Origin of the sequence: Mycobacterium sp. SP-6446, assembly GCF_001954045.1 — a bacterium.
GTDB lineage: Bacteria > Actinomycetota > Actinomycetes > Mycobacteriales > Mycobacteriaceae > Mycobacterium.
Map to the genome: position 1 here is coordinate 1 of NZ_MBEM01000004.1, position 14,946 is coordinate 14,946.

Annotated in this window: 14 protein-coding genes and 1 pseudogene; 12 read left to right on the plus strand and 3 right to left on the minus strand. The window is 69.9% G+C overall.

From position 1 onward, the window contains the following. Both A5736_RS00560 and A5736_RS00565 read left to right on the plus strand, forming a co-directional pair. Positions 1-297, plus strand: a pseudogene (locus tag A5736_RS00560) (ABC transporter ATP-binding protein); the annotation flags it as partial. Positions 298-308: 11 nt separating this feature from the next. Beyond that, complete coding sequence (locus A5736_RS00565) at positions 309-1,079, plus strand: oxidoreductase (RefSeq protein WP_076125467.1); 771 nt, start codon at positions 309-311, stop codon at positions 1,077-1,079. A 484-nt stretch (positions 1,080-1,563) separates the two neighbouring features. On the opposite strand, the gene A5736_RS00575 is transcribed toward A5736_RS00565, so the two are convergent. Further along, positions 1,564-2,427, minus strand: coding sequence for an HAD-IB family hydrolase (locus A5736_RS00575; RefSeq protein ID WP_076125381.1), 864 nt, complete (start codon positions 2,425-2,427; stop codon positions 1,564-1,566). 496 nt (positions 2,428-2,923) lie between these two features. Here A5736_RS00575 and ssd point away from each other — a divergent pair, with 496 nt between their 5' ends. From ssd to A5736_RS25495, 7 genes are read left to right on the plus strand one after another with little or no spacing between them, the layout of a single operon-like run. Next, positions 2,924-3,970, plus strand: a complete 1,047-nt coding sequence (gene ssd / locus A5736_RS00580; protein ID WP_139333037.1) for a septum site-determining protein Ssd — start codon at positions 2,924-2,926, stop codon at positions 3,968-3,970. Further along, the gene (locus tag A5736_RS00585) at positions 3,967-5,130 is read left to right on the plus strand and encodes a TadA family conjugal transfer-associated ATPase (protein WP_076243950.1); all 1,164 of its coding nucleotides are present in this window, start codon (positions 3,967-3,969) and stop codon (positions 5,128-5,130) included. The genes ssd and A5736_RS00585 overlap by 4 nt, the downstream gene beginning before the upstream one ends. Beyond that, positions 5,127-5,927 carry a type II secretion system F family protein gene (locus A5736_RS00590; RefSeq protein ID WP_076243951.1) on the plus strand — a complete coding sequence of 267 codons (801 nt, stop codon included), beginning with the start codon at positions 5,127-5,129 and terminating at the stop codon, positions 5,925-5,927. The genes A5736_RS00585 and A5736_RS00590 overlap by 4 nt, the downstream gene beginning before the upstream one ends. Continuing rightward, positions 5,924-6,514: a type II secretion system F family protein gene (locus A5736_RS00595; protein WP_217695715.1), complete on the plus strand. Its 591-nt coding sequence runs from the start codon at positions 5,924-5,926 to the stop codon at positions 6,512-6,514. Before A5736_RS00590 ends, A5736_RS00595 begins: the two co-directional genes overlap by 4 nt. A gap of 39 nt (positions 6,515-6,553) precedes the next feature. Further along, positions 6,554-6,745: a DUF4244 domain-containing protein gene (locus A5736_RS00600; RefSeq protein ID WP_076059867.1), complete on the plus strand. Its 192-nt coding sequence runs from the start codon at positions 6,554-6,556 to the stop codon at positions 6,743-6,745. 35 nt (positions 6,746-6,780) lie between these two features. Then, positions 6,781-7,071, plus strand: a complete 291-nt coding sequence (locus A5736_RS25490; protein WP_083667091.1) for a TadE family type IV pilus minor pilin — start codon at positions 6,781-6,783, stop codon at positions 7,069-7,071. 31 nt (positions 7,072-7,102) lie between these two features. After that, a complete protein-coding gene (locus A5736_RS25495; protein WP_083667090.1) occupies positions 7,103-7,399 on the plus strand; it encodes an Rv3654c family TadE-like protein in 297 nt (98 codons plus the stop codon). Here the strand turns inward: A5736_RS25495 and A5736_RS00610 are convergent. Both A5736_RS00610 and A5736_RS00615 read right to left on the minus strand, forming a co-directional pair. Then, complete coding sequence (locus A5736_RS00610) at positions 7,396-8,433, minus strand: PAS domain-containing protein (protein WP_076125389.1); 1,038 nt, start codon at positions 8,431-8,433, stop codon at positions 7,396-7,398. The genes A5736_RS25495 and A5736_RS00610 overlap by 4 nt on opposite strands. Before the next feature lie 261 nt (positions 8,434-8,694). Then, positions 8,695-10,998: a DEAD/DEAH box helicase gene (locus A5736_RS00615; RefSeq protein WP_076243959.1), complete on the minus strand. Its 2,304-nt coding sequence runs from the start codon at positions 10,996-10,998 to the stop codon at positions 8,695-8,697. 247 nt (positions 10,999-11,245) lie between these two features. Between A5736_RS00615 and cspA the strand changes: the two genes are divergently transcribed. The 3 genes from cspA to topA all read left to right on the plus strand — a co-directional run. Then, positions 11,246-11,449, plus strand: a complete 204-nt coding sequence (cspA, locus tag A5736_RS00620; protein ID WP_007166602.1) for a cold shock protein CspA — start codon at positions 11,246-11,248, stop codon at positions 11,447-11,449. Positions 11,450-11,609: 160 nt separating this feature from the next. After that, positions 11,610-12,200, plus strand: coding sequence for a hypothetical protein (locus tag A5736_RS00625; protein WP_076125393.1), 591 nt, complete (start codon positions 11,610-11,612; stop codon positions 12,198-12,200). Positions 12,201-12,394: 194 nt separating this feature from the next. Further along, positions 12,395-14,946, plus strand: a 2,552-nt coding sequence (gene topA, locus A5736_RS00630) for a type I DNA topoisomerase (RefSeq protein ID WP_076243954.1), incomplete at its 3' end; no start/stop codon positions are given.

Sequence of the window (14,946 nt, forward strand, 5' to 3'; positions counted from 1 at the left end):
CTGGCGCTGCGGCCCGAGGTGCTGGTGTGCGACGAGGCGGTCTCGGCGCTCGACGTCCTGGTGCAGGCCCAAATCCTCGAACTGCTGGCCCAGCTGCAGGCCGAACTCGGCCTGGCCTACCTGTTCATCAGCCACGACCTGGCGGTCATCCGGCAGATCGCCGACGACGTCCTGGTGATGAGGGCGGGCCGGGTGGTGGAGCGGGCACCCACCGAGGAACTGTTCGCACGGCCAGGTCACGAGTACACCCGCCAGTTGCTGGAGGCCATTCCGTGCGCGCCGGCGCCGCCCGGCTAGGTTGGCAACCTGTGACGGCTGACCCGCTGGCCCCGCTCATGGAGCTCCCCGGCGTCGCCGAGGCCAGCGACCGGGCCCGCGACGCGCTGGGCCGGGCCCACCGCCACCCGGCAAATCTGCGGCGTTGGCCGGTGACCGCCGCCGAGGCGGCGTTGCGGTCGGCGCGCGCCTCGTCGGTGCTCGACGGCGGGCCCGTGCGGCTGGAGGACCTGGCTGCGGCCGCCCCGGACGGGCCGGCGGCGGGTGACCCGGTGTTCGGCGGAGCGCTGCGGGTGGCCCAGGCGCTGGAGGGCGGCGGGGGTGCGCTCGTCGGCGTGTGGGAGCGAGCGCCCCTGCAAGCGCTGGCCCGGTTGCACATGCTGGCGGCCGCGGACCTGGTGGACGACGATCGGCTGGGTCGCCCGCGCGCCGACGGCGAGGTCGGACCCCGGCTGGAGCTGCTGGCGGATTTGGTGACCGGCCGGACGCGCGCGCCCGCGCCGGTGGTCGCCGCGGTCGCACACGGAGAGCTGCTGACGCTGAAGCCATTCGGCAGCGCGGACGGCGTGGTGGCCCGTGCGGTGTCGAGGCTGGTGACGATCGCGAGCGGCCTGGATCCCCACGGACTCGGTGTGCCCGAAGTGAGTTGGATGCGCCAGCCGGCGGACTACCGCGGGGCCGCGCAGCGGTTCGCCGACGGCACGCCGGAGGGGGTGGGCGCTTGGCTGGTGCTGTGTTGCCGGGCGATGCAGGCCGGCGCGCAGGAGGCGTTGTCGATCGCCGAATCGCTGCCGAATCGATAGCTTCCAATCGGTAGCCAAAGGACGGCAAAACGGCGGTGGATAATTCGTCCGAATAAATGTAGAGCGGGCGACGTCCCGAAATATTCGGTCCGCCGCCCGCTAGCACGGAACCCGGTTACCAAGCGTGCATATCTGGGCTGCGTGGGTGGCCTCGGCGATCTTGCGACGCTTCCGGCTGCAACCCCACCCAAAGGGCCGTCGACACCATCCGCTTTTCGCAATTACGCAGGCCCGCAACACTTCTGCCATTATCGCGGCTATGACTCCGCGTGGGTGCCGGGTACCGTGCTGGGCGCCCGGATCGGGAGATCGAACCTTCTCTTCCGGATCGACCTAGGCCTCACCGGGCTTCCGTGGTTCCATTTGTACTACTGGAGCCTTAGCACAGCAAGGCCCAATTCCGCGAATGTTGCGAAGTGACACCGGACGGGGTCCTCGAGGTGTTTGCTGTCGGCCCGCCGGCGCGCATCGCGGGCGGGGCACCTCAGCGCTCGAACGCGAAGCGGCGCAACAACGAGTAGGTAACTGCCCCGGCGGCCAGCGCGCTGATTCCCACCGCGGCGGTGGTTGCGATCGCCGCGCCCGACGGCGCCGGAATTCGGTCCCGCAGGGACACCGGCCGGGAAAACATCAGCACGGGCCAACCGCGGTCGGTGGCTTCTTTTCGCAGCCCGCGGTCGGGGTTGACCACACTCGGGTGGCCGACGACCTCGAGCATCGGCAGGTCGGTGATCGAGTCGGAATAGGCGTAGCAGTGCTCGAGCGGGTAGCCCTCGCGGGCGGCGAGCTCGCGGATCGCCTGAACCTTGCCCTCGCCGTAGCAGTAGAACGCCACCTCGCCGGTGTACTTGCCGTCCTCGACAACCATCCGCGTCGCCATCGCATGGGTGGCGCCCAGGGCCCGCGCGATCGGCGCGACGATTTCCTCCCCGGAGGCCGAGACCACCACGACGTCGCGGCCGCACAACTTGTGGGCGGCGATCAGGTCGGCGGCCTCCGCGAACACCAGGGGAGTCACGATGTCGTGCAGCGTTTCGTTGACGATCGACTTGACCTGAGCCACGTCCCAGCCGGTGCACATGTTGGCCAAGTGGGTGCGCATCCGGTCCATCTGGTCATGATCGGCACCGGAGAGCAGAAATATGAACTGGGCGTAGCTGGACTTGAGCACGGCGCGCCGGTTGAGCAGTCCCTGATTGAAGAACGGTTTGCTGAACGCCAGTGTGCTGGACTTGGCGATGATCGTCTTGTCGAGGTCGAAGAAGGCGGCCGTGCGGGCGTGGGCGGCGGTGGTCGCCGACGTTTGCGGTGAAGTTTGCTGCTGCGCGGCCGGGTCGAAGACGGTCACCGGCCTAGCATATGTCGGCGGTCCGACCGGGCGGCGGCCTTGCATCCAAATCGGCGCTGCGTCGACGTGTGGCGGGCGGGACCGCCGGTGTTTTTGCGGCTCAACGTGTTTTTTCGGATAGAAGAAGCTATTGCGTTAATGCGCACTGTCATGTGTATAGTAAGCAGTACTCGGCCTGAGCCGAGGGTGTATCAGCCCGACCCCCCGGGGCTGATACACGACGACCCTCGCCTCCTCCCCCCCTGGCGGGGGTCGTCCCTTTTCTGGGGTAAAGAATTCGGTCGTTCCGCGCGATTGGCGCGACCTTGTGCGCGTTGCGGGGACCGGGTGATCCGTAAGCTGAGCGCGCGTTGGGCAACGCCTTTGTGCACACTTGCGTCTCTCTCCACAAATCCGGGTTTGGCACTGGTGTCCCAAGGTCGTGGCCGCGCACGGTGAGTGGGTGACTGCTAATACCCGCGTCGTTCCGCCGGGCTCGGCGGGCGTGCTGGCGGCGCTGACCGATGCGGAGTTGCGCGAAGAACTCGACCGGGTGGCCGCCGCCGTCGGGGTTCGGGTGGTCCATGTCGGCGATTCCGTGGTGAGTAGGAAAACGTGGTCGGCGGCCGCGGCGGTGGTGCTCGACGCGGCGACGGCCGATCGATGCGCGCAGACGGCTCTCCCGCGGCGCGCACATGTCAGCGTGTTGACCGCCGTCGAACCCACGGCGGCGACGTGGACGGCGGCCATCGCCGCCGGCGCCCAGCATGTGCTGCGGATGCCCGCGCAGGAAGATGAATTGATCCGCAACCTCGCCGAGGCCGCCGAATCGGCGCGTGAAGCTGGGCCGCGAGGCGAGGTCTTGGGCGTGATCGGCGGGTGCGGTGGGGCCGGAGCTTCTTTGCTGGCGGTTGCGTTGGCCTTGGCCGCCCGCGACGCGCTGTTGGTGGACCTCGATCCCTGGGGCGGCGGCATCGATTTGCTGGTGGGCGGCGAAACCGCGCCGGGTCTGCGGTGGCCCGATCTGGCGCTGCAGGGCGGACGGCTTAACTGGTCGGCCGTGCGCGATGCCCTGCCGCGACATCGCGGAATCAGCATGCTCTCGGGCACGCGGCGCTCCTGCGAATTGGACGCGGCGCCGGTGGAAGCCATCGTCGATGCCGGTCGCCGCGGGGGAGTCACCGTGGTGTGCGATCTTCCCCGCCGCCTCACCGATGCGGCCCAAGCGGCGCTGTACGCCGCCGATCTCGTGGTGGTCGTCAGCCCGTGCGACGTGCGGGCGTGCGCGTCGACCGCGGCGATGGCCCCGGTGCTGGCCGCGATCAATCCCAATGTCGGGCTGGTCGTACGGGGACCGTCGCCGGGTGGATTGCGCGCGGCCGAGTTCGCCGATATCGCCGGCTTGCCGCTGCTGGCGTCGATGAGGGCCGAGCCGCAACTCGCGGGGCGGGTGGAGCAAGGCGGTCTGCGCCCGGGGCGGCGATCCGCGCTCGCGGTCGCGGCGCTCCGGGTGCTTGCCGTGCTGCCGCGTGCGGGCTCGGCCGCGCAGGGTAGGGCGGCGTGAGCGGCTCGCTGATCGACCGGGTGCGTGAGCGGCTGGCGGTCGAGTCCGCCCCGCTGCGGCCCAACGTGGTGGCCGCCGCGATCCGGGCCGAATCCAACGGGGTGCTCGGCGATACCGAGGTTCTCGCCAATCTTCGTCTGCTGCAGACCGAGCTCACCGGTGCCGGCATCCTCGAACCGTTGTTGTGCGCGGACGGCACGACCGACGTCTTGGTCACCGCACCCGACGCGGTATGGGTCGACGACGGAAACGGCTTGCGGCGCAGCCAGATCCGGTTCGCCGACGAGGCGGCGGTGCGGCGGCTGGCGCAGCGGCTGGCCCTGGCCGCCGGCCGGCGGCTCGACGACGCGCAGCCCTGGGTGGACGGGCAGTTGACCGGTATCGGTGCCGGCGGGTTCGCGGTGCGGCTCCACGCGGTGCTGCCGCCCGTGGCCGCCGGAGGGACCTGTTTGTCGCTGCGGGTATTGCGGCCGGCCACACAGGATTTGGCGGCGCTTGCCGCGGCGGGTGCGATCGAGCCCCGGGCCGCCGCGCTGGTGTCCGACATCATCGCCGCCCGGTTGGCCTTTCTCGTGTGCGGCGGGACGGGAGCGGGGAAGACGACCCTGCTGGCGGCGATGCTGAGCGCCGTGTCGCCGGCCGAGCGGATCGTGTGCGTGGAGGATGCTGCCGAGCTGGCGCCCCGACATCCGCATCTGGTCAAGCTGGTCGCGCGGTGCGCCAACGTCGAGGGCGTCGGCGAGGTTCCGCTACGCCAACTCGTCCGGCAGGCGCTGCGAATGCGGCCCGATCGCATCGTGGTCGGGGAGGTGCGGGGCGCCGAAGTGGTGGACCTGCTGGCCGCGCTGAACACCGGCCACGACGGCGGGGCCGGCACGGTGCATGCCAACAACCCGGGCGAGGTTCCCGCCCGGCTGGAGGCGTTGGGGGCGCTCGGCGGTCTGGACCGGGCCGCGCTGCACAGCCAACTGGCCGCGGCGGTCCAGGTGTTGCTGCATGTCGCCCGGGACCGCGCCGGCAAGCGCCGGCTCGCCGAGATCGCCACGCTGCGCCACGATGACGGGCGGGTTCGAGCGGTCACGGTGTGGCACGCGGACCGCGGAATGACCGACGATGCGGAGGACCTGCACCGCTTGCTGCGCGCCCGGATGCCGGCATGACCGGTCCGGTCGTGGCCTCGCTGCTGATGTCGTTCGCGCTCTTGGTCTTTCCGGCGTCCCCGCGGCGCCGGCTCGCCCCCGCGCCACCGCCCGGCCGGCGAGTGAGGGTCGGTACGGGTGGGGCCTGCGTCGCGAGCGCGTGCGCCGCGGTCACGGCCGCCGTTCTGCTGCCGCTGCCGACGGTCCTCGCCATCGCGGTGGCCGGCGCGACGGCGGGCCTGCGCTACCGCCGCCGGCGTCGCATGCGGCGCGCAACGGACGAGGGTCGGACGATGGAAGCCGCCCTCGATGTATTGGTCGGCGAATTGCGGGTCGGCTCTCATCCGGTGCATGCGTTTTGCGTTGCCGCCGACGAAACCGCCGGCGCCGTCGCCGTGTCACTGCGCGCGGTGGCGGCGCGCGCCAGGCTAGGCGCTGACGTTGCGGCCGGCCTGCGCGCCGCGGCGCGATCATCGGCTCTGCCCACGCACTGGGATCGGCTCGCGGCGTGCTGGCAATTGGCTAACGACCATGGGCTGGCGATAGCCACCCTGATGCGGACGGCGCAGCGCGATATCGCCGAGCGGCAACGGTTCTCGGCGCGGGTGGCATCGGGCATGGCAGGGGCGCGCGCAACCGCCGCCATACTGGCGGGGTTGCCACTACTGGGCGTGCTCCTCGGTCAGCTGATCGGGGCCAGGCCGCTCAATTTCCTGCTGAGCGGGCATGGCGGCGGGTGGCTGCTGGTGGTCGGGGTGACGCTGGCATGCGGTGGGCTGTTGTGGTCGGACCGGATCACGGGCCGGGTCGCGGCATGAGCACCGCGGCGGTGTTGCTCGCGCTGGCCCTGTGCATCGGGCCTGGACCGTCGGTGGTGCGGGCGCGGGCGGGGACGCCGCCGCCCGCCCCTCGGCCGCGGTCGCGGACCGAACAGGCAGCGGACCCGCTGGCCATCGCATCCAGCCTCGACGTGTTGGGTGCGTGCCTGGGCGCGGGCATGGCGGTGTCGACCGCCGCCGCGGCCACCGCCGCGTCCGCGCCACCGAAACTGGCGCGGGTGTTGCGCAGGGCCGCCGACCTGCTGGCGCTGGGCGCGGATCCCTTTGTGGCATGGGCGATCCCGCGGGAGCTGCCGCCCTCCGAGGTCGACGCGCAGACGGATGCGTTGCTGCGGCTGGCGCGGCGTTCGGCAGCCTCGGGTGCCGCGCTGGCCGACGGCGTCGAGGACTTGGCCGATCAGTCTCGGCAGGACGCCTCGCACGCGGCCACCGCCGCCGCCGAGCGGGCTGGGGTCTTGATCGCCGGGCCGCTCGGACTGTGCTTCCTGCCTGCTTTCGTGTGCCTCGGGATCGTCCCGGTGGTGGCCGGGCTGGCCGGCGATGTTTTCCAGTCGGGCCTGCTGTGAAAGTGATATCGCAGAAGAGAGGATGCATTGGTGGTCAACATGTTTCGCGTGCTCGTGGCGCGCATTTCGGTCTTGGCGGCCGACGAGTCGGGCATGTCCACGGTGGAATACGCCATCGGGACGGTCGCGGCGGCCGCGTTCGGCGCGATCCTCTACACCGTCGTCACCGGCGATTCCATCGTGTCGGCGCTGACCAACATCATCGGTCGAGCACTCAATACCAAGGTTTAACCGGGTGTGCCGGCGCGAGCACCGTCGAAGCGGCGCTGGCGATCGCGGCGTTGGTCGTGGTGTTGGTGCTGTGCCTGGCGGGTCTGTCCGCGGTGTCCATGCAGGTGCGCTGCGTCGACGCCGCGCGCGAGGCCGCCCGGCTGGCCGCGCGCGGTGACGACCGCTCGGCCGTCGACGCCGCTCGCCGCATCGCACCGCCGGCCGCGCGGATCCAGGTGCGCCGGGACGGCGATTTTCTGGTCGCCACCGTCGTCGCTCGGTCAAAACTGTTGCCCGCGTTGGATATTTCCGCCAAGGCCGTGGCGGCCGCGGAGCCCGAGCGATGATCGGGGCTCGGCCACCGTCCTCGCGGCCGCGATGGTGGCGGTGCTGTTGTGTGTCGCGGGCGCCGGCGCATACGTCGGCTCGGCGGTGGTGGCGCGTCACCGCGCACAGGCGGCCGCGGATCTCGCCGCGCTGGCCGCCGCGGCGCGGATGCCGTCCGGGGTCGAGGCTGCGTGCGCGCGTGCGACGGCGGTGGCCCGCGAAATGCGGGTCGACGGTGTGCAGTGCGGGGCGGACGAACTCGATATCGTCGTCACCGTCCAAGTCGCCCTCGCCTTTGCCGGCCCGGCGCGGGCGGCCGCTCGGGCGGGCCCGGTGTCAGAGCCTTAGGTCGTGTCGGCTTGGGCTGGAGGCAATCCGGCGGCGGCGATCTCCTCGTCGGTGGGCAACCGCAGTGAAACCAGTCCGGCGAAGGTATCGGGTTCGAGCTCCACCTGGTTGACGGTGACGTGCACCGGGACCCAATCGGCGTCGTGACCGCGCATCCGAAGCACGCGGCTGGTCGGGCCGTCGGCGAATTCCCTTGTCATGGCGGACATCAGGGGTTCGTCGTCGGGATGAACCCTGGGCCTGTCCGTGTCGGTACCCCGCCAGTCGTAGAAGGTGCAGGGCTCGTCGAGCCACTTCAGCAGCGTCCAGTTGTGCAGGTCGACGAGTGCGCGGTGGACACCGGCCTGCGCCAGCCCGTTGAGGATCCGCTGCGCGAGATCGTCGGCAGATACCGATGGACCCCTGAGGTCGGCGCGCCAGTTCATCGCCCGCGCAATCAGGTGATCCCGGCCGTCCGGCCCCGGTTCCAGCGCGGTGCGCGCGACGAATCCTATGCGCGCGGGGTTTCCCTGCCAATCGGTGAGATCCCATGTGCTGTACAGCGTTTGGCCCGGCTTCGCCCGCACCGCCATGGCCAGCACCTTGGTTTCGTTGGGATTGAGGGCACGCGACGGAAGATCTTCCGCAAAAGCTCGGCCGAAGGTGACCTCGACGTCGGGGTTCTTGCCGCTGTTGGCCAGCGACTCCCGGGTGTCGGTAGCCACGCCCAGGGTGAGGTCCCACTTCAGCGGGCCCGGCACCGGCCGCTCGGGGGGTTCGATATCGGCGGGGCCGGTCCACACGTGCACACCGTGCATGCGGCCATCGGACATCAGCACCGGCTCGGTGCGGATGACCCGATCGCGCTTGGGGGTGATGCTGGTGAGGCTCTGACCGGTCTGCACCGACTCGGTTATCGCCGTCCGAACCGCGGACAGCGAGGGACTGCGGCGCAGGAACGTCGTGATCGGGACGAGGTTTTTGAGTTGACGCCCCTGCGCCACCACAGCGGGTTCGTCCCCCAGCGTCTCCACGAGCAACCAGTCGTGGGCCATGCGCTCGATTTTACGGCGGCGCGGGCGGGCGGGCTCCCAGCGCCGGTTGTGAAGGCAACCGCCGGTTGCCGGGTGGCCGACGAATTTGCAAACCCCGGCACCGCCTTGATAGCTTCTGGCATTCGCCGCGCGTGTAATTGGCGTACAGGCATTTCTTTAGCAAAAAGGAAATGTGCCCTCGGCGCGGCCGTCGCGATGCCATCCGTGGAGGTCGACCGTTGAGGGGTCGGTCGCCGTCCGGCGGATCGGCCCGCGTGACGCTTAGGGCAACTCCGCCAGCACGAGGCGCAGCACCTGGATAGCACCCGCTTTGTCCAGCGGGTCGTTGCCGTTGCCGCACTTGGGGGACTGCACGCACGACGGGCATCCGGTCGCGCATTCACAGGCCTCGATGGCGGCGGCCGTCGCTCCCAACCAGGTGCGCGCCCGGCGGAAGCCCCGTTCGGCGAATCCCGCGCCGCCCGGGTATCCGTCGTACACGAACACGCTGGGCAGGCCGTCGGGTCCGGCGGCGGTCGACATGCCGCCTATGTCGCCGCGGTCGCAGCTGGCCACCAGGGGCAGCAGGCCGATGGCGGCGTGCTCGGCCGCGTGCAACGATCCGGGAATCCGCAGCGCGTCGATGCCGTTGCGGTGCAAGGCTTCCGGCGTGACTGTGTACATCGCCGCGGTGGTGTCCAGCGTGTGCTCCGGCATGTCCAGTTCGACGAAGTCGATCACTTCTCCGGACAGCCGCCGGCGTAGGTAGCCCACCACCCGATGGGTAACCCTGACCGGCACCACACCCAAAACCACGGGCCCGAACTCCAACCGCTCCCCGTTGCCGGTGACGACGATGTCGGTGAGTTCGCGGGCGAAAGTGGCATACCCGGGATCCTGGGCGTGCACGAACGCGATCGCGTCCTCGGTGTCCAGCGAGTCGACCACGTAACTCTCGCCCTGGTGCAGGTACACCGCCCCCGGGTGGACCGAGGCCGGCGCCTGGCCCAGCCCGACGCTGCCCAGCAGCCGCCCGGTGTCGGCCTCCACGATGACGATCTGCCCACCCGCGGAGCCGCGGATATCCACCGCACCGTGGGGTTCCAGCCCAGGCGCGGGGAAGTACTTGCCGTTGCGCCGCCGCAGCAGCCCGTCGTCGACCAACCCCGAGGCCACCTCCACAGCACCGAAATCGGACACCTCGGCATCGTCAAGCGGCAGTTCGGTTGCGGCACAAAGGAGTTGGGGCCCGAGAATGTAAGGGTTTCCAGGGTCGATCACCACCCGCTCGACCGGCTTGTCCAGCAGCGCGGCGGGGTTGTGGACCAGATAGGTGTCCAGCGGGTCGTCGCGGGCGATCAGCACCACCAGTGCGCCCTGCCCGCGCCGGCCCGACCGGCCGGCCTGCTGCCAGAACGAGGCCACGGTCCCGGGAAAACCGGCGAGCACCACCGCGTCCAGCCCGGCGATGTCGACGCCTAACTCGAGCGCGTTGGTGGTGGCCAGGCCGCGCAGCCGGCCCTCGGCCAGGGCGCGCTCCAGCGCGCTGCGGTCCTCGGCGAGATAGCCGGCCCGATACGACGCCACCGTCGGCGACAGCCCCGGCGCGATGTCGTCCAGCCGCGCCCGGGTGCCCAGCGCCGTCAATTCCGCGGCGCGGCGCGACCGAACGAACGTCAGGGTCTGCGCGCCCTCGGCGATCAGATCGGCCATCACCCGCGCCGCCTCGGCGCCCGCGGAGCGCCGCACCGGGGCGCCGTTCTCGCCGGTCACGTCGGCCCGCAGCGCGGGCTCCCACAACGCCACCGTGCGGGCGCCCTGGGGTGAGCCGTCTTCGGTAACCTCCTCCACCGGAAGGCCGATGAGTTCGGCGGCCGTCGCGCCCGGCGAGTCCGTCGTCGCGCTGGCGAACACCACCGTCGGCGCCGATGAGTAGCGCGCGCACAGCCGCAACAGCCGGCGCAGCACCATGGCCACGTTCGAGCCGAAAACCCCACGGTAGTAATGGCATTCGTCGACGATGACATAGCGAAGGCCACGCAACAGGACGGCCCAGCGCGCATGGTTGCGCAGGATCGACAGATGGATCATGTCGGGATTGGAAAACAGCCAGCGGGAGCGCTCGCGCGCGAAGCGGCGCACCTCGGCGGGGCTGTCGCCGTCGTAGGCGGTAGGCGCAACATCATGCAGCCGGGGGATCGCCGTCGTCAGGGCGTGCGCGGCGCGCAACTGATCGTGGCCGAGCGCCTTGGTAGGCGACAGGTACAGCACGCGGGCCCGCGGATCCGTCGCCAACGCGTTGAGGACCGGAAGCTGGTAGGCCAGCGACTTGCCCGACGCGGTGCCGGTGCTCACCACCACATGACGCCCCGCATGGGCCAATTCAGCGGCCCGGACCTGGTGCGACCACGGGGATGTGACGCCGCGATCGGCGAATGCGCGCACCACGTCGGGCTCGGCCCAGTCCGGCCAGCCCTGCGGCCGGCCGCCCCGCGCCGGCAGCTCGGCGACGTGACGCAGGGGATGCTCGCCCGCCGCGGTACCGGCGAGCGCGGCGGCCAGCAGGTCACTGCCGAAACTCGCCACCTCATGCCCTCCAAGAATCAGTCCGCGACACAAGTCTGTCGCCGACGCGATGAACATGGTTGACTGTTTGCGGTCGCAGCTTCTGTGTTCGTGTCAAACTTTCGCAGGAACAACGTTGCGGCCGCGGTTCCTGCGAGGTTATAGGTCGGGTGAAGTTCCGGCGACTACGCGAGGTATGGCGGTCGTACTCGGCCCGGGGCATCGAAAGGCGGCGCCCCGCATCCAGAAGAAAAGGAAAGATCGAGAGATGCCACAGGGAACTGTGAAGTGGTTCAACGCGGAGAAGGGCTTCGGGTTCATTGCACCCGAAGATGGTTCCGCAGATGTTTTTGTCCACTACACGGAGATCCAGGGTTCGGGCTTCCGCACCCTCGAAGAAAACCAGAAGGTCGAGTTCGAGATCGGCCACAGCCCTAAGGGCCCCCAGGCCACCGGAGTCCGTTCCGTCTAACTGAGCGGATTCACCACGGAAACCCCCCGTACAGTCCCGTTTTACGGGCCACGCGGGGGGTTTCTTTGTGCGTCCATCGCGGTGGGAAAGCGCCCCCGGATTCCCGGCTCACCGCCAACCTCAACGCGTGGACGGACGACCTGGCCTACTGTCGGTTAGCGTGAGCCAGCTTTCCTTCTTCACAGCGGAGTCGGTGCCGCCCGCGGTCGCCGATCTCTCCGGGGTGCTGGCAGCCTCTGGCCAGATCGTGATGGTCGGCGCTCCGGACGTTCAGGGTGCCCGGCTTTCGGTGGTCGTGGAAGAACTGTGGCGCGCCACGGCGCTGGCCGACATGATCCGCGAGGCGGGTTTGGTCCCCGAGATCGGCCGCACCGACGAGAACACCCCGCTGGTGAGAACGGCCGTCAACCCGTCGTTGACGTCGATGGCCGCCGAGTGGACGCGCGGGGCGGTCAAGACCGTTCCGCCGCGCTGGCTGCCCGGGCCGCGCGAGCTGCGGGCGTGGACGCTTGCGGCCGGCGCGCCCGAGGGCGACCACTATCTTCTCGGGCTCGACCCGCACGCGCCGGACACCCATTCGCCGCTGGCGTCGGCTCTGATGCGGGTCGGGATCGCGCCGACGCTGATCGGCACCCGCCGCGGCCGGCCCGCGCTTCGGATCAGCGGCCGTCGGCGGCTGTCGCGACTGGTAGAGAACGTCGGGGAACCCCCGAACGACGCCGCCGCGTTGTCGGTGTGGCCGCGGATTTAGCGGCTAGATGCGACCCGCGTCTCGGGGAGTCGGTTTGCATCGGCCCGCCCTAGGGTGCGAAATTGTCAGGTGCCCGCAGGCGAAGGAACGCTGGCGTATCTGAATTTCACCGGAATTTCGGAAGCCGGCCTGTCATTCTTCCTGCAGGGCGGTCCCGCAGGGGGGCCGGGACAAGAGATGGAGCGTAAGCGCAGTTGGCTGACGAAGAAGACCGCGGCACCAGCGGAAATGGGAGCCGGCGGCGACTTGTCATCGTCGAGTCGCCGACTAAGGCGCGCAAACTAGCCGGCTACCTGGGCTCGAGGTACATCGTCGAGTCCTCGCGCGGCCACATCCGCGACCTGCCGCGCGCCGCCGCCGACGTTCCGGCCAAGTTCAAGTCCGAGCCGTGGGCCCGGCTCGGGGTCAACGTCGACGCCGACTTCGAACCGCTCTACATCATCAGCCCGGAAAAGAAGAGCACCGTCACCGAGCTGAAGGGCCTGCTCAAGGACGTCGACGAACTCTATCTGGCCACGGATGGCGACCGCGAGGGCGAAGCCATCGCCTGGCACCTGCTGGAAACCCTCAAGCCCCGCATCCCGGTCAAGCGGATGGTGTTCCACGAGATCACCGAGCCGGCCATCCTCGAGGCCGCCGAGAACCCGCGCGACCTGGACATCGATCTCGTCGACGCGCAGGAAACCCGCCGCATCCTGGACCGGCTGTACGGCTACGAGGTCAGCCCCGTGCTGTGGAAGAAGGTCGCGCCGAAGCTGTCGGCGGGCCGGGTGCAGTCGGTGGCCACCCGCATCATCGTCGTGCGCGAGCGCGACCGGATGGCGTTCCGCAGCGCCGCCTACTGGGACGTCATCGCGAAGCTGGACGCCAGCGTGTCCGACCCGCAGGCCCAGCCGCCCACCTTCATCGCCCGGCTGTCAGGTGTCGACGGGCTGCGCGTGGCCACCGGCCGCGATTTCGACTCGCTGGGCGCGCTGCGCAAGGCCGACGAGGTCGTGGTGCTCGACGAGGCTCAGGCGACCGAGCTGGCCGCCGGGCTGCGCGGCGGGCAGCTGAGCGTGGCGTCGGTAGAGGAGAAGCCCTACACCCGACGCCCGTACCCGCCGTTCATGACGTCGACGCTGCAGCAGGAGGCCGGCCGAAAGTTGCGCTTCTCCGCGGAGCGCACGATGAGCATCGCCCAGCGGCTCTACGAGAACGGCTACATCACTTATATGCGTACCGACTCGACGACGCTGTCGGAGTCGGCGATCAACGCCGCGCGGACTCAGGCCCGCCAGCTCTATGGCGAGGAGTACGTGTCGCCGTCGCCGCGCCAGTACACCCGCAAGGTGAAGAACGCCCAGGAGGCGCACGAGGCAATCCGTCCGGCCGGGGAGACGTTCGCGACCCCGGACGCGGTGCGCCGCGAACTCAACGGCGACGACTTCCGCCTCTACGAGCTGATCTGGCAGCGCACGGTCGCCTCGCAGATGGCCGACGCCCGCGGCACCACGCTGAGCCTGCGGATCGCGGGCACCTCGGGCGAGCGGCAGGTGGTGTTCTCCGCGACCGGGCGCACCATCACGTTCGCGGGTTTCCTCAAGGCGTACGTGGAAACCGTCGACGAGCTGGCCGGCGGCGAGGCCGACGACGCCGAGCGGCGGCTGCCGCACCTCACCGAGGGGCAGCGGCTGGACGCGCTGGAGCTCACCCCCGACGGCCACGCCACCAACCCGCCGGCGCGCTACACCGAGGCCTCGCTGGTCAAGGCGCTCGAGGAGTTGGGCATCGGGCGCCCGTCGACGTACTCGTCGATCATCAAGACCATCCAGGACCGCGGCTACGTGCACAAGAAGGGCAGCGCCCTGGTGCCCTCGTGGGTCGCGTTCGCCGTCACCGGTCTGCTCGAGCAACACTTCGGCCGGCTGGTCGACTACGGGTTCACCGCGGCGATGGAAGACGAGCTCGACGAGATCGCTTCGGGCAACGAGCAGCGCACCACGTGGCTGAACAACTTCTACTTCGGCGGTGACCACGGTGTGCCGGAGTCGATCGCGCGCTCCGGTGGCCTGAAGAAGCTCGTCGGCGTCAACCTCGAAGGTATCGACGCTCGAGAAGTCAACTCCATCAAGCTGTTTGACGACGCGCAGGGCCGCCCCGTCTACGTCCGGGTCGGTAAGAACGGCCCCTACCTGGAGCGCACGATCACCGGCGACGACGGCGAACCGACGCCGCAGCGGGCCAATCTCAACGACTCCCTGACGCCCGACGAGCTGACGCTGGAGGTCGCCGAAGAGCTGTTCGCCACCCCGCAAGAGGGACGCGTGCTCGGCGTGGACCCGGACACCGGCCACGAGATCGTCGCCAAGGACGGCCGGTACGGGCCGTACGTGACCGAGGTCCTGCCGGAGCCTCCGGCCGACACCAACGGCGAGCCCCCCAAGAAGGGCAAGAAGGCCACCGGTCCTAAGCCCCGGACGGGTTCGCTGTTGCGCAGCATGGACCTGCAGACGGTCACTCTCGAGGATGCGCTGAAGCTGCTGTCGCTGCCCCGCGTCGTCGGCGTGGATCCCGAATCGGGTGAGGAGATCACCGCGCAGAACGGGCGCTATGGCCCATACCTGAAGCGCGGCACCGATTCTCGCTCGCTGACGACCGAAGACCAGATCTTCGAGATCACACTCGACGAGGCGTTGAAGATCTACTCCGAGCCGAAACGCTCTGGGCGCCAAAGCGCTTCGGCGCCGCCGCTGCGGGAGCTGGG